Origin of the sequence: Streptomyces sp. NPDC046870 (genome assembly GCF_040704595.1) — a bacterium.
Lineage (GTDB): Bacteria > Actinomycetota > Actinomycetes > Streptomycetales > Streptomycetaceae > Streptomyces > Streptomyces argyrophylli.
On record NZ_JBEYXM010000024.1, the window covers coordinates 13413 to 32040 of the forward strand.

17 protein-coding genes and 2 tRNA genes are annotated in these 18628 nt (G+C 72.1%); 13 read left to right on the plus strand and 6 right to left on the minus strand.

Annotation, left to right across the window (positions count from 1 at the left end; translation table 11 throughout):
* Positions 1 to 36: 36 nt before the first annotated feature.
* On the minus strand, positions 37 to 507 hold the full coding sequence (locus AB0946_RS33555; RefSeq protein ID WP_366764462.1) for an SSI family serine proteinase inhibitor: 471 nt from the start codon (positions 505 to 507) through the stop codon (positions 37 to 39).
* A 198-nt stretch (positions 508 to 705) separates the two neighbouring features.
* On the opposite strand from AB0946_RS33555, the gene AB0946_RS33560 reads away from it, so the two are divergent.
* The 3 genes from AB0946_RS33560 to AB0946_RS33570 all read left to right on the plus strand — a co-directional run bounded on the left by AB0946_RS33560 (position 706) and on the right by AB0946_RS33570 (position 2110).
* Positions 706 to 796: transfer RNA gene (locus AB0946_RS33560), tRNA-Ser, on the plus strand.
* A 204-nt stretch (positions 797 to 1000) separates the two neighbouring features.
* Positions 1001 to 1073: transfer RNA gene (locus tag AB0946_RS33565), tRNA-Arg, on the plus strand.
* A 359-nt stretch (positions 1074 to 1432) separates the two neighbouring features.
* Positions 1433 to 2110 carry a GAP family protein gene (locus AB0946_RS33570; RefSeq protein WP_366764463.1) on the plus strand — a complete coding sequence of 226 codons (678 nt, stop codon included), beginning with the start codon at positions 1433 to 1435 and terminating at the stop codon, positions 2108 to 2110.
* A 29-nt stretch (positions 2111 to 2139) separates the two neighbouring features.
* Here the strand turns inward: AB0946_RS33570 and AB0946_RS33575 are convergent, their stop codons facing one another.
* Complete coding sequence (locus AB0946_RS33575; protein WP_366764464.1) at positions 2140 to 2631, minus strand: MarR family transcriptional regulator; 492 nt, start codon at positions 2629 to 2631, stop codon at positions 2140 to 2142.
* Positions 2632 to 2719: 88 nt separating this feature from the next.
* On the opposite strand from AB0946_RS33575, the gene AB0946_RS33580 reads away from it, so the two are divergent.
* From AB0946_RS33580 to AB0946_RS33620, 9 genes are all read left to right on the plus strand, one after another.
* Entirely contained in the window at positions 2720 to 3091 is a 372-nt protein-coding gene (locus AB0946_RS33580) for an HGxxPAAW family protein (RefSeq protein WP_366764465.1), read from the plus strand.
* Positions 3092 to 3157: 66 nt separating this feature from the next.
* On the plus strand, positions 3158 to 4186 hold the full coding sequence (locus AB0946_RS33585) for a Bro-N domain-containing protein (protein WP_366764466.1): 1029 nt from the start codon (positions 3158 to 3160) through the stop codon (positions 4184 to 4186).
* Between the two features lie 121 nt (positions 4187 to 4307).
* Entirely contained in the window at positions 4308 to 5180 is an 873-nt protein-coding gene (locus AB0946_RS33590; RefSeq protein WP_366764467.1) for a DUF2797 domain-containing protein, read from the plus strand.
* 94 nt (positions 5181 to 5274) lie between these two features.
* Complete coding sequence (locus AB0946_RS33595) at positions 5275 to 6015, plus strand: response regulator transcription factor (protein ID WP_366764468.1); 741 nt, start codon at positions 5275 to 5277, stop codon at positions 6013 to 6015.
* Positions 6012 to 7616: a HAMP domain-containing sensor histidine kinase gene (locus AB0946_RS33600; protein WP_366764470.1), complete on the plus strand. Its 1605-nt coding sequence runs from the start codon at positions 6012 to 6014 to the stop codon at positions 7614 to 7616. Before AB0946_RS33595 ends, AB0946_RS33600 begins: the two co-directional genes overlap by 4 nt.
* A 14-nt stretch (positions 7617 to 7630) precedes the next feature.
* Positions 7631 to 9106: a glycosyltransferase gene (locus AB0946_RS33605; RefSeq protein ID WP_366764471.1), complete on the plus strand. Its 1476-nt coding sequence runs from the start codon at positions 7631 to 7633 to the stop codon at positions 9104 to 9106.
* A complete protein-coding gene (locus tag AB0946_RS33610) occupies positions 9103 to 11262 on the plus strand; it encodes a glycosyltransferase family 39 protein (protein ID WP_366764472.1) in 2160 nt (719 codons plus the stop codon). Before AB0946_RS33605 ends, AB0946_RS33610 begins: the two co-directional genes overlap by 4 nt.
* Positions 11263 to 11325: 63 nt before the next feature.
* Positions 11326 to 12711: an MFS transporter gene (locus AB0946_RS33615; RefSeq protein WP_366764473.1), complete on the plus strand. Its 1386-nt coding sequence runs from the start codon at positions 11326 to 11328 to the stop codon at positions 12709 to 12711.
* A gap of 109 nt (positions 12712 to 12820) precedes the next feature.
* On the plus strand, positions 12821 to 13579 hold the full coding sequence (locus AB0946_RS33620; protein ID WP_366764475.1) for a TetR/AcrR family transcriptional regulator: 759 nt from the start codon (positions 12821 to 12823) through the stop codon (positions 13577 to 13579).
* 47 nt (positions 13580 to 13626) lie between these two features.
* On the opposite strand, the gene AB0946_RS33625 is transcribed toward AB0946_RS33620, so the two are convergent.
* The 4 genes from AB0946_RS33625 to AB0946_RS33640 form a co-directional block, all read right to left on the minus strand.
* Entirely contained in the window at positions 13627 to 14094 is a 468-nt protein-coding gene (locus AB0946_RS33625) for a PPOX class F420-dependent oxidoreductase (protein WP_366764476.1), read from the minus strand.
* A gap of 56 nt (positions 14095 to 14150) precedes the next feature.
* Positions 14151 to 14972: a YceI family protein gene (locus tag AB0946_RS33630; protein ID WP_366764477.1), complete on the minus strand. Its 822-nt coding sequence runs from the start codon at positions 14970 to 14972 to the stop codon at positions 14151 to 14153.
* Positions 14973 to 15075: 103 nt separating this feature from the next.
* A complete protein-coding gene (locus AB0946_RS33635; RefSeq protein WP_366764478.1) occupies positions 15076 to 17610 on the minus strand; it encodes an MFS transporter in 2535 nt (844 codons plus the stop codon).
* Positions 17611 to 17623: 13 nt separating this feature from the next.
* Positions 17624 to 18118, minus strand: coding sequence for a MarR family transcriptional regulator (locus AB0946_RS33640; RefSeq protein WP_171154851.1), 495 nt, complete (start codon positions 18116 to 18118; stop codon positions 17624 to 17626).
* Positions 18119 to 18323: 205 nt separating this feature from the next.
* Here AB0946_RS33640 and AB0946_RS33645 point away from each other — a divergent pair, with 205 nt between their 5' ends.
* Positions 18324 to 18518 carry a hypothetical protein gene (locus AB0946_RS33645; RefSeq protein WP_059263728.1) on the plus strand — a complete coding sequence of 65 codons (195 nt, stop codon included), beginning with the start codon at positions 18324 to 18326 and terminating at the stop codon, positions 18516 to 18518.
* The last annotated feature ends 110 nt before the right edge of the window (positions 18519 to 18628 follow it).

The window sequence follows — 18628 nt, forward strand, 5'->3', positions numbered from 1 at the left end:
GACCTTTACGGAACCGGTGCGTCCGTCCACCGCCCGCTACGCCGGCCCGCCCATGCGCGGCAGCAGGGGGACCATCCGGTCCCACCGCCCGATCTCGCACCCGTCACCGCGGTCGTACGAGGCGTCCACCGGGCGTCCGGCCCAGGTCCCGGTGACACGGGCGGTGGCCGGGCCCCCGTAGAGCATGGTGCAGGCGGTGCCGTCGGGGACCGGCGCGAAGGGGTCCCGCCCCCACCGCGTGTGCTCGTCGAGCACCCGGCAGGCCCCGGCGACGTCCGGATGCCGGCCCGCGCCGGGATGGCAGCGCACCTCGTACGTCCCGTCCCGCCCCGCCCCGGCGTGCCGGACGACGACGGTGAGGTGATCACCCTGGTCCTCCGGCCGGTCCGGCGGCGGCACGGCGCCGGCCGCGGCGGCGGGCAGGGCGGTGAGGGGGACGAGGGAAGCGGCGACGGAGAGCGACGCGAGCAGAAGGCGCCGCCCGGCGCCCGGCAGCACAGAGTCCATGCCCCTTCCAACGCGCCCCCGCCCCGGACGTTGCGCCCGGAGCTCTCCCGGCCTCTTCGCCCGCCCGCCCCGCCGGAGGGATAGCCCTTTGCCCTGCGGCCCAGGTGCCTAGTACCGTGGGGGGCGATTGGTGACGCGGCGCTCGCCTGTGTCATCATCTGCACGCACCACTCGCGCGCTCGCGTGAGCGGTTGTGCTGGAGGCGTCGCCTAGTCCGGTCTATGGCGCCGCACTGCTAATGCGGTTTGGGCCTTAAAGCCCATCGAGGGTTCAAATCCCTCCGCCTCCGCCCCGATCCCGAAGCCCCGGTCCCCAGGACCGGGGCTTCGGCGTTCACCGGCCTCCGCCGTCTCGGCACCCCTCGTCGGCGTTTTCGCAGGTCACAAGGGGTGCGCGGATCGGATTTCACATGACGGCGGCAGTCATGTAATGTTCTTCCTGTCGCCGCGAGCGGGCCGAAAGGGCCGGGAGCGGAGGCAAAACAAAAGAACAAGCACTCGTAGCTTAACGGATAGAGCATCTGACTACGGATCAGAAGGTTGCAGGTTCGAATCCTGCCGAGTGCACACGGATTGAAGGCCCCGGAGAGATCCGGGGCCTTCGACGTATTCCCTCCCTCGCTCGGAGTCGATCGACCTCAGGCCCGGGCGGGAGGAACTCCGGGAGGTCCGGCACCTCTTCGAACGCCTCCTCCACGCGGTGGTCCTCGTGGACCTGCCGAACAGGGACCCGCTCGCTCGCTCGTGCCTCGCAGTCGTCCCGGTCGCCGAGGACAGATCGAGCCCTGCGCAGGAAGATGGAGACCGGGCGTGCGTGCCGGGCACGGGGCCGTCACCGTCTCGGCTCCGCCGTCTCCACGCGGCCGTGGAGCCGCGGCGCGGCCTTGCGCACAAGAACGCCACCCTGACCTCAGCTGGAGGCAGCCATGGGCGCAGTTCTCGGTGACGTGCTGGGTTTCGCGGCCGGCGTCGCGGTCAGCCCGCTTCCGGTCATCGCCCTCATCCTCATCCTCGCCACGCCCCGGGGACGTCTCAACGGGATTCTCTTCACCGCCGGCTGGATCCTCGGGCTCGCGGCACTGGGCGCCGTGATGCTGGCGATCGCGTCCCCGGCGGGTGCCTCCGCGCACAAGCACCCGGCCACCTGGGTCGGGGCGCTCAAGCTCGCTCTCGGGCTGCTCCTCCTCTGCTTCGGTGCCCGGCAGTGGCGGCGGCGCCCGAAGGACCCCGCGCAGGCGAGGCTGCCGAAGTGGATGGGCGCGGTCGACCGTCTCACACCGGTCAAGGTCTTCGGACTCGGCACGGGCCTGGCCGCACTCAACGCGAAGAACGCCCCGCTGACCATCGCCGCGGGGTCCGCCATCGGCTCGGCCGGTCTTCCGGTCGGGCAGCAGATCGCATCACTGGCGGTCTTCGTCGTGATCGCCACGCTCGGCCTGCTGGTCCCGCTCGGCGTCTTCCTGCTCGGAGGGGGACGGGCCAGGACCACGCTCGGGAACTGGAAGGACTGGGCCGCCCAGCACAATGTCGCCGTGATGGCCGTCCTGTTCTTCGTCCTCGGGCTGAAACTGCTGGGGGACGGCATCTCCGTCGTCACCTCCTGACGGGCCACGCCCTTCGGCGGGTTCCGCGGTCAGCACTCCTCGGCCGGGTCGTCGCGGTTCAGCTTCTCCAGGTATTCGTGGGCCAGGCTCGTGGCGCGGGTGAACCAGTCGGTGATGATCGCCAGTTCCTCCGGGGAGTAGTCGGAGAAGAGGGCCGTCAGGCGCTTGTAGTGGCCCGCGTACACCGCCTCGACGCGGGCGACGGCGTCCGGCACGGCGGCCACCCGGACCCGGCGGCGGTCGGAGGGGTCGGGGCGGCGGGTGACGTAGCCGGCGCGTACCAGGCGGTTGAGGATGCCGGTCACCGCACCGGTGGTGACATGGGCGCGGGCCGCGAGGTCGCCCGCCGTCAGCAGGTCGTCGCCGGCCTCCAGGACGAAGCCGAAGCAGGTCAGGTCGGTGACGTTCAGTCCCAGCCGCCGGGCCAGCTCCTGCTGTCCGATGAGGTGGGCGGCGATGAGGTGGTCCATCGCCGACAGCGCCTGGGTCGGAGTGGCGGGCGGGCGCGGCGTGCCGTGCATCTGTGAAAATCCCTTAGGTCGTGAGATATTCGGGGTGTAAATTCCTTAGCCCGTGAGGGAACTGGGTTCGTCCCCCGGAGGCGGTTCCATGAGTCTGTACGACGAGGGTCACACGATCGCCGGCTGGACCGGCGTCGCCATCGCGACCGCGGGAAGCGCCGTGGTGGGGCTGGGCGTGTGTACGGCCTCCCTTTCCGTGGCCGGCGCCGGGCTGGCCGTGGTGGCGGTGAGCGTCCTGGTGACCTGGGCCCTGCATCTGTCCGGCTGGGGCAAGCCGCCCGGGGTGCGGCCGCGCGAGCAATGGGGGATGCGGGTCCGGGACACGCGGGCGCGGGACGGGCACCCGGGGTGCGTCGGATGCCGGCTGGCGGGGCGGGGGCGGAAGCGGTCGGCCGAGGCGCTTGTCCCGACGCCGGGTGCGATTCCTGCCGAATCGATCCCTCTGTCCCCTATCGAGTGAACGGGCTTTCTTCGAACGACAGTTGCCGATCGCCGACCCTAGCTTCCGGGGTGGAGGTGATGCTCGGTGAACGAGCAGAACGACACCCCGCCGGAGCAGCCGGCGGGAGCGAAGCGGGACGCGATCGACATCAACGACTTCGTGTTCGCGGCCACGGGGGCGCGGGTACGGAGGCTGACGCTGCCTGACGGGGAGCACTGGTTCCCGGCGACGGATCTGGCGGGCAACCTGGGGTACGCGAACACGCGGCAGGCCCTGGGCATGCACGTCTCCGCAAACTGGCAGAGCACCCTGCGTGAGATTGCACAAGGCGTCTGTACAGCAGACACCCTGCGCAAACTTGCAGGTCACCGGCTCCAACGCTCGATGAAGATGGTGAATCTCAAGGGGCTCATCCAGCTCGTCAACGCCTGCACCAAGCCCGAGTGCGCCCCCTTCAAGGCGTGGGTTTGCGAGGTCATCGAGACCGTCCAGCGAGACGGTTCCTACTCCCTCGACCCCGCCCCCGTACAACCCGCCCCGGACGGCGCCACCGCCTACCTCATGCCCCGGCAGGTCGCCGACGCGATCGTCCGGCTGGAGGAGCGGAACATCCGGGCGGACGAGGAGCTGGCGGTCGCGCAGATCGAGCGGATCGAGCAGATGCGCCGGACCAACGAGCACCTGGGGCGGGTCACCGATCAGCTGGACCGGACCAACGACCGGCTCGGCCGCGTCGACGACCACCTCGGGGCTCTCGTCGACCGGGTCGGTGGGGTGCACGACGTCCTCGGACGGATCGCCGACACGCTGGACCTCGTCGCGGACCGGCTGCGGCCGCCCGGGCCCGTCCGTCCGGCGGTGACCCCTCAGCAGCTCCTCGCGACCTGGCGGGCGAAGAACCTCGTCGTCACCGAGGACGTGCACGCCGTGGCCGCCTGTCTGGCCCCGGCGCTGGTACGCGGGCCGGTGCACTGCCGGCTGGAGGAGATCGCGGACCGGACGGGGCTCACGCTCGACCGGGTCCACGACTGCGTGCGCATGCTGATCAAGCGGGGCTGCATGCGGCAGACGGGAGTGGGGGCCGGGGGGATGCCGGTGTACGTGCTGCCGTAGCCGAGTGACGGAGGAAGGCCCGAAGCCGCAAACCAAAGTTGCGGCTTCGGGCCTTCGCTCACCGTACCCCCACCCGTCGCCCTCGGGCCGTTGTCAGACCCACGTCCTACCCTCACGAGTGATGGCACAGGTCTGGAAGTGCGCGGGACTGCGGTGGGCGGCAGGTGGTCCGGTGCTGGAGTGGGACGGCGGGCGGCGCAGTGCGCTGCCCCGGGGGAAGCGGGTCGCCTTCGCGGTGCCGGAGGGAGGCGTGCGCGAGTGCGTGGGGGCGCGGGGGCATGCCTGTCCGGTGCGGGCCGCCGTGCCGGGGCGGAGCACGGGGGCCCGGTGCGAGGAGTGCGCGCGGCTGGACCGGGCGCACTCCGTGGCCGCCGACACGATCGCCGACGATCCACGGCCGTACCGCGTGTACCTGGCGTGGTTCGGGCCGGGCATGGTGAAGGTCGGCATCACCGCCGTCGAGCGGGGTCCGGCGCGGCTGCTGGAGCAGGGCGCGGTCTGCTTCAGCTGGCTCGGCACCGGTCCGCTGATGGCCGCCCGGCGCACCGAGGAGCTGTTGCGGGCCGCGTTGCGGGTGCCGGACCGGATTCCGTACGCCGAGAAGCGGGCGGTGCGGTCGGCGCTGCCGGGGACGGAGGCGGAGCGGGCCGCCGAGGTGCGGGGGCTGCACGCGCGGGCCGTCGCGCTCGCCGGGTGGCCGGAGTCCCTGCGGCCCGAGCCCTGTGAAGTGGTCGACCACGTCGGGGTCTTCGGGCTTGGTGCGGGGCCGGAGGCGTTCGGGGAGGTGGTCGCACTCGTGCCCGGCGCAGGTGTGAGCGGTGAACTGGTCGCGGTCGCCGGACCCGACCTGCATCTGGCGGTCGGGGGTCGCGGCGCCGTCGTGCTGGACACGCGGCTGATGACCGGCTGGGAGCTGCTGCCGCCGGAGTCGGTGGCGGCCGGATGCGCCTTTCCCGTGCGGGAGTTCAGGAGGGAACCGGACGGGCTGTTCTGACCCGTGTGTTCCCTGGGAGGCGCCTGTGGGTTTCTCAGGGAAATCACAGATTCGTGAAAGCGTGTTCTCAGAGGGCGCCGACAAGGTGTCCAGCATGACCACGACCTCGCCCCAGGGGCGCACCGAACTGCTGAGGCCGGACGGGAGCCCCGTCCGGGTGCTGGTGGTGGACGACGAGATGTCGATCACCGAGCTGCTGAGCATGGCTCTTCGCTACGAGGGCTGGCAGATCAGGAGCGCGGGCGACGGGCAGGGGGCCATCCGGACGGCCCGTGAGTTCCGGCCCGACGCCGTCGTGCTCGACATGATGCTGCCGGACATGGACGGGCTGACCGTCCTCGGCCGGCTGCGGCGTGACCTGCCCGATGTGCCGGTCCTCTTCCTCACCGCCAAGGACGCGGTGGAGGACCGTATCGCCGGGCTCACGGCCGGCGGGGACGACTACGTCACCAAGCCGTTCAGCCTCGAGGAGGTCGTCGCGCGGCTGCGCGGGCTGATCCGCCGGTCCGGGGCCGCCGACCGGCGGTCCGACTCCGTGCTCGTCGTGGGTGATCTGACCCTGGACGAGGACAGCCACGAGGTGTCGCGGGGCGGCGAGAACATCCATCTGACCGCCACCGAGTTCGAGTTGCTGCGCTTCCTCATGCGCAACCCCCGGCGGGTGCTGAGCAAGGCGCAGATCCTGGACCGCGTGTGGTCGTACGACTTCGGCGGGCAGGCCAATGTGGTCGAGCTGTACATCTCCTATCTGCGGCGGAAGATCGACGCCGGGCGGGAGCCGATGATCCACACCCGGCGGGGGGCCGGTTACCTGATCAAGCCCGCCGCGTCGTGAGCGGACGGCGCCTGCCGGGTCCGCAGCGGCGGCGCAGGCGACGGGCCGGACAGCCGCGCACGCTGCGGACGCGGCTCGTCGTCGCGTCCGTGACGCTGATCGCCGTGGTGTGCGCCGTGATCGGCACGGTCACCACGCTGGCGCTGCGCTCGCACCTGTACGAACAGCTGGACAGGCAGGTGACGGAGGCCGGCAAGCGCCTGTCCGGGCCCATGAAGCCCGGCGGCATGAACGACTCCGGGCCGGCGGACCGGCTCACCGGCTTCGTCAAGGGGCCGACGCAGCCGAAGACCATCGCCGCCGAGGTCGGGCCCGGCGGCACGGTCACCCGGGCGGTCATCGCCAGGCGCCCCGACACCGACAACGGCCCGTTCCAGCGCAACGACGTCGTCGCCCTCAGCGACGAGCAGAAGGCCGCCCTGAACAAGGTGCCCGCCCGGGGCACGCACACCGTCGTCATCCCGGGCCTCGGCGAGTACCTGGCGCGGTTGTTCACCGGAGCCGAGGGCACCTACTACGTCGCCCTGCCCACCGAGACGGTCGGCAACACGATCAGCACCCTGATCCTCGTCGAGATCAGCGTCACCGCCGCCGGTCTCGTCGCCGCCGGCATCGCGGGCCATGTGCTCGTCGGCGTCGCCACCCGCCCCCTCCGCAAGGTCGCCGCCACCGCCACCCGGGTGTCCGAACTGCCGTTGCACACCGGCGAGGTGAACCTCAGCGAGCGGGTCCCGGAGTCGGAGTGCGATCCGCACACCGAGGTCGGCCGGGTCGGTGCCGCGCTCAACCGCATGCTGGACCACGTCCACGGCGCCCTGCACGCCCGGCAGCGGAGCGAGACGCGGGTACGGCAGTTCGTCGCCGACGCCAGCCACGAACTGCGGACGCCGCTCGCCTCCATCCGGGGGTACGCCGAGCTGACCCGGCGCGGGCGGGAGCAGGTGGGCCCCGACACCCGGCACGCGCTCGGGCGGATCGAGTCGGAGGCGGGGCGGATGACCCTCCTGGTGGAGGACCTGCTGCTGCTCGCCCGGCTGGATGCCGGGCGGCCGTTGCAGTTCGAGCAGACCGATCTCGTCCCGCTCGTCGTGGACACCGTCAGCGACGCCCGCGCGGCCGGCATGGACCACCTCTGGCGGCTCGACCTGCCCGACGGGCCGGCGCCGGTGCCGGCGGACGCGGCCCGGTTGCAGCAGGTGCTGGTCAACCTGCTGGGCAACGCCCGCAACCACACCCCGCCCGGTACGACGGTCACCGCGCGGGTGCAGCGGCGGGGGCCGTGGATGTGCGTGGACGTCGAGGACAACGGGCCGGGAATCCCGGCGGAGCTGCTCCCGCACGTCTTCGAGCGGTTCGCCCGCGGGGACTCCGCGCGCTCGCGCGCCACCGGGTCCACGGGTCTCGGGCTCGCGATCGTGCAGGCCGTGGCCGCCGCGCACGGCGGTGCCGTGACCGTGGACAGCGTCCCCGGCCGCACGGTGTTCACCGTGCACCTGCCCGCCCTCGGCCCGGCCGTGCCCCGGCAGCGCCCCGGAGCGGGCCGGCGGCCGGACTCACAGGCACAGCACAGTGCGAACACACGGGTGCGACAGGGCAGTTGAGAAGAGTCGGTCCCATGCGAACCGACTCTTCTCCCGGCACCCTGCCGGCGCGGGAGCACCTCCCGGCCGGAGACGCCGGTACCCCTGTCCTGGACGTAGTGGTCCCCGTCCACAACGAGGAGAAGGACCTCCAGCCGTGCGTCCGCAGACTGCACGAGCACCTCACGCGGACCTTCCCGTACGCGTTCCGCATCACGATCGCGGACAACGCGTCCACGGACGCCACCCCGCTGGTGGCGGCGCGGCTGGAGGCGGAGTTCCCGGAGGTCGCCGGCTTCCGCCTGGAGCAGAAGGGACGCGGACGGGCCCTGCGGACCGTGTGGTCCGCGTCCGAGGCGCCGGTCCTCGCCTACATGGACGTCGACCTGTCCACCGACCTCAACGCCCTGCTGCCGCTGGTGGCGCCGCTGATCTCCGGTCACTCCGACCTGGCGATCGGCTCCCGGCTCGCCCGCGCCTCCCGGGTCGTGCGCGGCCCCAAGCGGGAGTTCGTCAGCCGGGCCTACAACCTGATCCTGCGCGGCTCGCTCCAGGCCCGCTTCTCGGACGCCCAGTGCGGGTTCAAGGCGATCCGGCGCGAGGTGGCGCAGGTGCTGCTGCCGCTGGTGGAGGACACCGGGTGGTTCTTCGACACGGAGATGCTGGTGCTCGCCGAGCGGGCCGGGCTCAGGATCCACGAGGTGCCGGTCGACTGGGTCGACGACCCCGACTCCACCGTGCGCATCGTGAGGACCGCGGCAGACGACCTGAAGGGCGTGTGGCGGGTCGGCAAGGCGCTGACCACCGGTTCGCTGCCGCTGGACCGGCTGACCCGGCCCTTCGGTGACGACCCGCGCGACCGTGAACTGACCGGCGTGCCGCGGGGACTCGCCCGCCAGCTGGTCGGCTTCTGCGTGGTGGGCGTCCTGTCGACCCTCCTCTACCTGCTGTTGTACAGCGCCTTCCGGCAGTTCTGCGGCTCGCAGCCCGCCAACGCGCTCGCGCTGCTGGTCTCGGCCGTGGCCAACACGGCCGCCAACCGCCGGCTCACCTTCGGGGTGCGCGGCCGGGGCGGCGCGGTACGGCACCAGGCGCAGGGCCTGGTCGTGTTCGGCATCGGTCTCGCGCTGACCAGCGGTTCGCTCGCCGCCCTGGACGCGGCCACGGACAGCCCGGCGCACTCCACGGAACTGGCGGTGCTCGTCGCGGCCAACCTGGCGGCCACCGTGCTGCGGTTCCTGCTCTTGCGCGCCTGGGTCTTCCCGGAGCGGAGGGAGTCCGTCCCGTGCCCGCCGGCCGCCCCGCACACACCGGCCGCCCCAGCCCACCGTACGACGGCTCCGTCCGCCCCGGCCCACCGCGCGACCGCGCCGCTCCCGCAGCGGCCGTACCGGACCACCCAGTTCCGCGCCGGTGGAGCCGCGGACGGCAACTGGAGCGGCGGCACCGACGCGACCGCGCGGCCGCAGCAGGTGCGCCCTCATGACACCGACCCGGGGGATGCCCGATGACCACGCACGACGACCCGCCGACGACCGGGCACGGCGCCGCGGCCGACTGGGGCCCGCCCCCGGCAGCGCCCCCGCCGGGCCCCCGGGCCGGTGAGCCGCGGCAGCCGTTCGTACGGAGACTGTGGCGCGGCCGGCCCGAGGACCCCCGCTGGGTCCGCCCGGCCCTCCTCGGCCTGCTGGCCACCACCCTTCTGCTGTACCTGTACGACCTCGGCGCGTCGGGTTACGCCAACTCCTTCTACTCGGCGGCCGTCCAGGCGGGCAGCACGTCCTGGAAGGCGTTCTTCTTCGGCTCGCTGGACGCGGGCAACGCGATCACGGTGGACAAGCCGCCGGCCTCGCTGTGGCCGATGGAACTGTCGGTCAGGGTCTTCGGCCTGAACTCGTGGGCGATCCTGGTACCCGAGGTGCTGATGGGCGTGGCGGCGGTCGCCGTCGTGTACGCGGCCGTGCGCTTCCGGTTCAGCCCGGTGGCCGGTCTGGTCGCGGGTGCGGTGCTGGCGCTCACGCCGGTCGCGGCGCTGATGTTCCGGTTCGACAACCCGGACGCGATGCTGGCCCTGCTGATGTCGGTGGCCTGCTACCTCGTCCTGCGGGCGCTGGCGGACGGCCGTACGAAGTGGCTGGTGTGGGCCGGGGTCGTGATCGGCTTCGCGTTCCTCGCCAAGACGCTCCAGGCGTTCCTGATCCTGCCGGCGCTGGCGGTCGTGTACGCGGTGTGCGCGCCGGTGTCGCCGAGGAAGCGGTTCGGGCAGCTGGCCGCGGCGACGGTCGCACTGGTCGTCTCGGGGGGCTGGTGGGTCGCGGTCGTCGAGCTGTGGCCGGCGTCGTCCCGCCCGTACATCGGCGGCTCGCAGAACAACAGCTTCCTGGAGCTGACCTTCGGCTACAACGGGCTCGGCCGTCTCAACGGCGAGGAGACCGGAAGCGTGGGCGGCGGTGGCGGCGCGGGCGGCTCCGGTATGTGGGGCGAGACCGGCTGGGACCGGATGTTCGACTCCGGGACCGGCGGCCAGATCTCCTGGCTGCTGCCCGCCGCGCTGATCCTGCTCGTCGCCGGTCTGGTGGCCACGCGCAAGGCCCGCAGGACGTCCGTCACCCGTGCCTCGTTCCTGGTCTGGGGCGGCTCGCTGCTGATGACCACGGTGGTCTTCAGCTACATGGCGGGCATCTTCCACCAGTACTACACCGTGGCCCTCGCCCCCTACCTCGCGGCCGTCGTCGGCATGGGCGCCGGACTGCTGTGGGAGCGGCGGCGGGAGCCGTGGGCGTCGATCGCGCTCGCCGCGTCCGTGGTCGCCTCGGCGGCCTGGGGGTACGTGCTGCTCAACCGCACCCCCGACTATCTGCCCTGGCTGAAGTGGCTGGTCCTGATCGGCGGTCTGACCGCGGCGCTCGGCCTGGTCTTCGCCGGCCGCATCTCCCGGCGACTGGCCCTCGGCGCGGCGGCGGCGGGGCTCGTGGCCGCGCTGGCGGGACCCACGGCGTACACCCTGAGCACGGTCCAGGAGGGCCACACCGGTTCGATCGTCACGGCGGGCCCGGCGGGCGCGAGCGTGACGGGCGGCCGGGGCGGAGGTCCCCGTGGCGGTGTGCGGGGCGGCTTCGGCGGTGAACTGCCGGGCGGTCAGGGGCGGCCCCAGCAGGGCAATGGTTTCCCGGGCGGCGGGGGCTTCGGCGGGGGCGCCCCGGCGCAGCCGGGTCAGCAGGGGCAGCGCGACGGCACCGGCTTCGGCTTCCCCGGCGGCGGCCGGACGGGTGAGGGCGGTATGGGCGGCGCCGGTGGTGTCGGCGGCCTGCTGAACGGCGCGAGCGTGTCGTCCGAGGCCAGGAGGCTGCTGGAGCAGGACGCCTCGCGGTACACCTGGGTCGCCGCGTCCGTCGGCTCCCAGAACGCGGCCGCCTACCAGCTCGCCACCGGTGACCCGGTGATGGCGATCGGCGGCTTCAACGGCACCGACCCGTCCCCGACGCTCGCCCGGTTCAAGAAGTACGTCGAGGAGGGCAGGATCCACTACTTCATCGCCGGCGGCGGCGTGGGCGGCGGCAACAGCGGCACCGCCTCGCAGATCAGCTCGTGGGTCCAGAGCACCTTCAAGAAGGTGACGGTGGGATCGGCGACCTTCTACGACCTCACGCGGAAGGCGAGCGGCTGAGGGCGGCCGGTTGGCCGGGACATGCGTTGTACACCGTATAGCCACGGCTATACGGTGTACGGCATGTCCGCTCCCCAAGGCCACCCCCGACGCTGGCTGATCCTCGGCGTCATCTGTCTCGCGCAGCTCACCGTGCTGCTCGACAACACGGTCCTGAACGTGGCCATCCCCTCCCTGACCCGGGAACTCCACGCGGAGACCTCCGACATCCAGTGGATGATCAACGCGTACTCCCTGGTGCAGTCCGGTCTGCTGCTCACCGCGGGCAGCGCCGCCGACCGCTACGGCCGCAAGAAGATGCTGATCGCCGGGCTCGCCCTGTTCGGCGTCGGCTCGCTCGTGGCCGGACTCGCCGGCGGCACCGGTCAGCTGATCGCCGCGCGGGCCGGCATGGGCGTCGGCGGCGCGCTGCTGGTGACCACCACGCTGGCCGTGGCGATGCAGATCTTCTCCCCCGAGGAGCAGCCGAAGGCGATCGGCATCTGGAGCGCGGTCAACGCGCTGGGCTTCGCCGGCGGTCCGCTGATCGGCGGTTTCGTGCTCGACCACTTCTGGTGGGGTGCCATCTTCCTGATCAACATCCCGGTCGCGGTGCTCGGCCTGGTCGCGGTGGCGGTGCTCGTACCGGAGTCGAAGAACCCACGCGGTGACCGCCCGGACCTGCCGGGAGCGGTGCTGTCCACCATCGGCATGGCCGCGCTGGTGTACGCGATCATCTCCGGGCCGGCGCACGGCTGGACGTCGGCGCGCGTGCTCGGCACGGCGGCCGTGGCGGTGCTGGTGCTGGGCGCCTTCGCCTGGTGGGAGAGCAGGACCGACGAGCCGATGCTCGACCCGCACTTCTTCAGGGACCCGCGGTTCACGGGGGCGGTCGCCGGGGCCGTGCTCATCGTGTTCGGCATGGGCGGCGCGTTGTTCCTGCTGACACAGCACCTCCAGTTCGTGCTCGGGTACGGGCCGCTGGAGGCCGGCCTGCGGACCGCTCCGCTGGCGCTGACCGTGGTGGCGCTCAACTTCACCGGGCTGTCGGCGAAGTGGTCGGCGCGGCTGGGCACGCCGGTGTCGATCGCGCTGGGGATGGTGTGCATGGCCGGGGGCCTGGTGTCGATCGCGGAGGTGGACTCCGGGGGTTACGCGGGGACGCTGCTCGGGCTGCTGCTGATCGGTGCGGGGTGCGCGGTGGCGAATCCGGCGATGGCGCACGCCATCATGAGGGCGATTCCCCCGGAGAAGGCGGGGGTGGGCGCCGGGATCAACGGCACGCTGGCGGAGTTCGGGAACGGGCTCGGCGTCGCCGTGCTGGGCGCCGTGCTCAGCTCTTCCGTGGCGTCGGGGGAGCCGTTGTCGGCCGCGCTGGGCGCGGGTCAGCTGGTGGGCGCCGTCGCGGTGCTCGTCGGGGGCTTCCTGGCCGCCGGACTGCTCCGGCGGGCGGAGAGGGTGTCCGCCTAGCAGTTCGGGGGATGGGGTAGTCGGGCGACTGTGGGTGCGTTGTGGCTGGTCGCGCAGTTCCTCGCGCCCCTAGGTTGGGACAGTGAGCGCAAACGAGGAAGGGCCGCCGGTGGCGAAGGCAGCAGGTCGGTCGGCGCGGGACAGCGTGTGGCTGGAGGGAAGGGCCCGGCGCGGTGGGCGCAGTGGGCAGCCGTCCGGGCTGGACCGGGAGCGGATCACCGCGGCGTCCGTGCGGCTGCTGGACGCCGAGGGCCTCGCCAAGTTCTCCATGCGGCGGCTGGCGGCCGAGCTGAACGTCACGGCGATGTCCCTGTACTGGTACGTCGACACCAAGGACGACCTGCTCGAACTCGCCCTCGACGCCACCTACGCCGAACTGCGGCTGCCCGACCCGGAGAACGCGGACGAGGACTGGCGGGAGCAGCTGCGCGCGCTGGCCACCGCGTACCGGGGGCTGCTGATCCGCCACCCGTGGCTGTCCCCGCTGGCGGGGCGTTTCCTCAACATCGGCCCGAACTCCCTGGCGTTCTCCCGGGTGGTGCAGCGGGTCGTCCGCCGGGCCGGGCTGCCCGCGCACGGGGTGACCGGGGCGATCTCGGCCGTCTTCCAGTTCGTGTACGGCTTCGGCACGATCGAAGGTCACTTCCGCACCCGGATAGCCGACACCGGGCTGAGCGCCGACGAGTACTTCGAGCAGGCCATGTCCCTGGTGGACGAGGTCCCCGGCACCGCCGACGTGATGAGGGAGTCCAAGGACCTCATGGCGGCGCGCGGCGGCGACACGGTGGCCGAGATGCTGGACCGCGACTTCACCTTCGCCCTGGACCTGCTGGTCGCGGGAATCGAAGCGATGGTCACCCGCGGCTGACCACCCGTCCGCCCGCCGCGCGTCACGACGGCAGGCCGGGGCGGGGGTTACTCGGAGACCAGCCGGGCCGGGAAGCCGCCCGTGGCGATCGGGCCCCAGCGGTCCGGGGTCACCCGGATGATGGACTTGCCCTGCTTGATCATCGCCTGGCGGTACTCGTCCCAGTCGGGATGTTCGCCGGCGATGTTGCGGTAGTACTCGACCAGCGGTTCCACCGAGTCGGGCGTGTCGATGACCTCGGCCGTGCCGTCGATCTGGACCCAGGGGCCGTCCCAGTCGTCGCTGAGGACGACCAGGGTGACCCGGGGGTCCCGCTTGGCGTTGCGGGTCTTGGCCCGCTCGGGGTAGGTCGAGACGACGATCCGGCCGGAGTCGTCGACGCCGCAGGTCAGCGGGGACGCCTGGGGGGAGCCGTCGGCCCGGCGCGTGATCAGCAGGGCGCGGTGCCGGGGACGCACGAAGTCCAGCAGCTCGTCCAGCGACACACGGGTGTTGGTAGCGATGTTCGGTGCCATGGAGGGCAGCCTAGGGGCAGCGCGTGCCCCGGTGGCTGACCCTGCTGTGCCTATGTCTACGCCTGGGGCAGGGAGTCGCCCTGCACGGCCTGGATGTCCAGCTCCACCTTCAGCGTGGTGCCGATGGCGGCGATGCCCGCCTGGAGGACCTGGTTGTAGTTCATCGCGAAGTCCTCGCGGTGCAGTTCGGTGCTGGCCCGGAACGCGGCGCGGGTGCCGCCCCACGGGTCGGCGCCGGTGCCGAGGTAGGCCAGGTCCAGGTCGACGGGTCGTACGACCCCGTGCAGGGACAGTTCGCCGTGCACGGTCCAGCGGTCGGGGCCGGCCTGGGTCAGTCCCGTGGACCGGTAGGTGATCTCGGGGTTGTTCTCGACGTCGAGGAAGTCCGCCGAGCGCAGGTGCGTGTCCCGCATGCCGTTGCCGGTGTCGATGGACGCGGCTCTGATCACCGCCTCCACCCGGGACTTGGTGACGTCGTCGGGCGCGATCTCGATCGTGCCGCCGAACTCCGTGAACCGGCCGTGCACGCTGGAGATGCCCAGGTGCTGGGCGACCGCGGCGACGGAGGAGTGCGCCGGGTCGATGGTCCAGGGGCCGGGCGGCGGCAGTTCGGTGCCGCCCTGCCGGGCCAGCGTGACCGTGCCGACCTCGGCCCGGCCGCTCGCGGTGACGATCGCGCTGGACGCGGCGGGCGCGTAGCCGACGGCGGTCACGATCACGGTGTACGCCCCCGGCGCCAGCTCGGTGGTGTCCCGTACGGCCCCCTCGGCGTCCGCCTCGGCCCGCAGCACCTGCGTACCGGTCATGTCGGTCACCGTGACGACCGCGTGCGACACGGCCCACCCGTCCCGCGTACGGATCTTCGCGGTCAGTCCCATCCCGTTTCTCCCTGCGAAATGCTCAAAAAATGGTCGTATGAGACCGGCCCGTGGCGGGCGCGCCCTCCGCTCAGGGCACGCGCCGCCACGGGCCGGGGGTGAACTACTCGCCGGGGTGGGCGAGTTCGATGTCGTGGCCGTCGACTCCGGTGCCGGAGACGGTCAGGGCCGTGGCCACGGGCGGGTAACCCGTCGCGATGACGGTGTACTCGCCGCTGTCCAGGTCGGTGAAGGCGTACGCCCCGTCCGAGCCGGTGGTGGCGGTGCCGACCACGTTGCCGGCCTGGTCGACCAGGGTCACCCGGGCGTCGGCCAGCGGACCGTGCGGGGCCCGGACGACACCCTGGAGCCGGGCGCCGGCGTCCAGGTCGACCTCGATCCGGGTGACACCGGTGGCGCCGACCTCGACCGGCAGGGCGCGCGGCCGGAACCCGCTCGCGTTGACCGCGACGGTCACGGTGCCGGGCACCAGGTCGGTGAGGGCGAAGTCGCCCCCCTCGCCGGTGGCGGCGGTGGCCAGCAGGTCACCGCGCACATCGGTGACGATCACCATCGCGTCCTTGACCGGCAGCGCGCTCCCCGCGGCCCGGACCACACCGGTCAGACCGCTGGTGCCGCTGAGCAGGATGTCGTACGACAGCGGTTCCTCGCCCACCACGACGGTGGAGGCCTGCGGCTGGTAGCCGTCGGCGGAGGCGATCAGGACGTAGCTGCCGGTGCCCGGCGCGTCGAGCGCGTAGGAACCGTCGCCCTGGGCGACCGCGCGGCCCAGCTGGCGGCCGGACAGCGAGATCAGGGTGACCGCGGCCTGCGGGACCGGGGCGCTCTCGGCGCCGCGGACGAAGCCGTGCACCGGGGTGCCGCCGGAGCCGGCGGGCTCGGCGACCGTGGCGACGGCGGCCATCGGCCGGGTGGCGGTGGCCGTGCCGTCGGAGGCGGCCTCGGTGGAGGCGGCGACCGCGGCCGGGACCGGTGCGGCGACCGGGGCCTGGGCCTCGGCGACGGCGGGCGTGGCGGCCGGGTCGGTCACCGGGGCCTCGCCCTCGGCGGCCTGCGCGAGCGCGCCCTTGGTCTTCAGCGGGACCTCCTTGATGAACAGCGTGATCAGGAAGGCGACGGCGGCGAGGCAGCCGGCGATCAGGAAGACGTCGGCGATGCCGTGGCCGTAGGCGCTCTCCAGCAGGGTCCGGATGGGCTTCGGCAGCGCGTTCATGTCCGGGATGGTGTCGGTCGAACCGGAGCCGCCGGCCAGGGCCTTCTGGTACTTCGGGCTCAGGTCGGCGACGCCGTCCTGGACGTAGTGGGTGATCCGGCGGGACATCACGGCACCCAGCGCGGAGACGCCGACCGCACCGCCGAGGGAACGGAAGAAGGTGACCGTGGAGCTGGCCGAGCCGAGGTCGGCGGGGGAGACCTGGTTCTGCGTGGCGAGGACCAGGTTCTGCATCATCATGCCGATGCCGAGACCCAGCAGCGCCATGAAGACGGCCATCTTCCAGTAGGCGGTGTCGTACCGGATGCCGCCGAGCAGCAGCAGGCCGGCCGTGACCAGCACGCCACCGCTGACCAGCCACGCCTTCCAGCGGCCGGTGCGGGTGATGAACTGACCCGAGACGGTCGAGGAGACGAACAGGCCGCCGATCATCGGGATGGTCAGGACGCCCGACATGGTCGGGGACTTGTCGCGGGCCAGCTGGAAGTACTGGCTGAAGAACACCGTGCCGGTGAACATCGCGACACCGACGAACAGCGAGGCGAGCGACGCCAGCGTGATCGTGCGGTTCCTGAACAGGCGCAGCGGGATGATCGGCTCGCTCGCCTTGGACTCGACGAGCACGAACAGCGCGCCGAGGACGATCGAACCGCCGACCATCGCGTAGGTCTGCCAGGACAGCCAGTCGTACTTGTCACCGGCGAAGGTGACCCAGACCAGCAGCAGGGAGACGGCGGCGGAGATCAGGGTCGCGCCGCCCCAGTCGACCTTGACCTCCCGCTTGACCACGGGCAGGTGCAGGGTCTTCTGCAGCACGATCAGCGCGAGGACGGCGAAGGGGACGCCGACGTAGAAGCACCAGCGCCAGCCCAGCCAGGAGGTGTCGGTGATGACACCGCCGAGCAGCGGGCCGCCGACGGTGGCGACGGCGAAGGTGGCGCCCAGGTAGCCGGAGTACCGGCCGCGCTCACGCGGGGAGATCATCGCGGCCATGACGATCTGCGCCAGGGCGGACAGACCGCCCACGCCGATGCCCTGGAACACCCGGAAGGTGATGAGCATGCCGGGGTTCTGCGACAGACCGGCCGCCATCGAGGCGACCACGTAGATGATCAGGGCTATCTGGACGAGAGCCTTCTTGCTGTACAGGTCGGCGAGCTTGCCCCACAGGGGAGTGGCCGCGGTCATCGACAGCAGGGCGGCGGTGACCACCCAGGTGTAGGCGGACTGGCCGCCGCCGAGGTCCCCGATGATGTGCGGCAGGGCGTTGGAGACGATCGTGGACGACAGGATCGCCACGAACATGCCGAGCAGCAGCCCGGACAGTGCCTCCATGATCTGCCGGTGGGTCATCGGGGCGTCGCCGTGGGAGCCTCCCCCGTGCTTGGCGTGAGCCCGCACACCGGCTGGTGTGGTCGTTGCCATGGGCTTCCTTTTCTTACGTGCTTGCGGGTGTACGGGTGGTCTGTTCGTCTACGGGAGCGGGAAGCCGCAGCGGGGCGGACCGGCAGTCTCCGAATGACGCGCGTAGACGCGTCATCAGCCGGATCAGCTCGTCGACGTCCTCGTCGGTCCAGTCCGCGAGCCGCTCGGCCAGCAGGTGCGTGGTCCGCCGGGACAGGTCGTCCAGCTGGTGCAGGCCCGTGGGCGTCAGACGCAGGATGCGCGAGCGCTTGTCCGCCGGATCGGGGTGCCGCTCGATCCAGCCGCGCGCGGCGACGTGCGCGACGTGCCGGCTGGTGACCGACATGTCCACGGCGAGCAGCTCCGCGAGCTTGCTCATGCGCATGTCGCCGTGGCGGCCGAGCAGGGTCAGCACGGCGGCCGAACCGGCCGGGCAGTCCGGCGGCAGGATCCGCCCCATGTCCCGTTTCACGGCTCCGACGGCACTGAGCTGACGCGCCAGCTCTTCGAACTGCGCCTGCTCGGCCATCACACCTCCCGTATTCGTTGCTTGGGGCAACCATAAGACTGCTTGGTTGCTGAAGGCAAACAAGCGAGGGGTCGGCGGCGCAAAAACTTGGCAAAGGCAAGTATTGCGACCGTAAACACCCAGGTGACTGCGGGTGGCGTGCCCCCGTCTGTCCCGGTGGCCCCGCACTTGGGTCGGTCACCGGGATTCGCTAGGGTCTCGGGCCATGGCTAACACCCAGGGCCCCCAGGGCAATTACGACCCCGCAGGCAGCACCCAGATGTTCCGCGCGTTCGTCGACGAGGCCCCCCAGGGCCCCCAGCAGCAGGCGGCCTCCTCCGGCCCCCGGGTCGGGCTGATCATCGGCGTGATCGTGGCGCTCCTGGTGGTCGCCGGCGTCGCCTATCTGGCGGTCAAGTAGGACTCACTCCCACCGGACGGAGACGTCCCGCGTCTCGATCGCGCGCCGAAGGTCACCGGCACCGAACGTGCCGCCGGGTGCCCGGGCCGAGGGGGTGCCGGGGCTGCCCT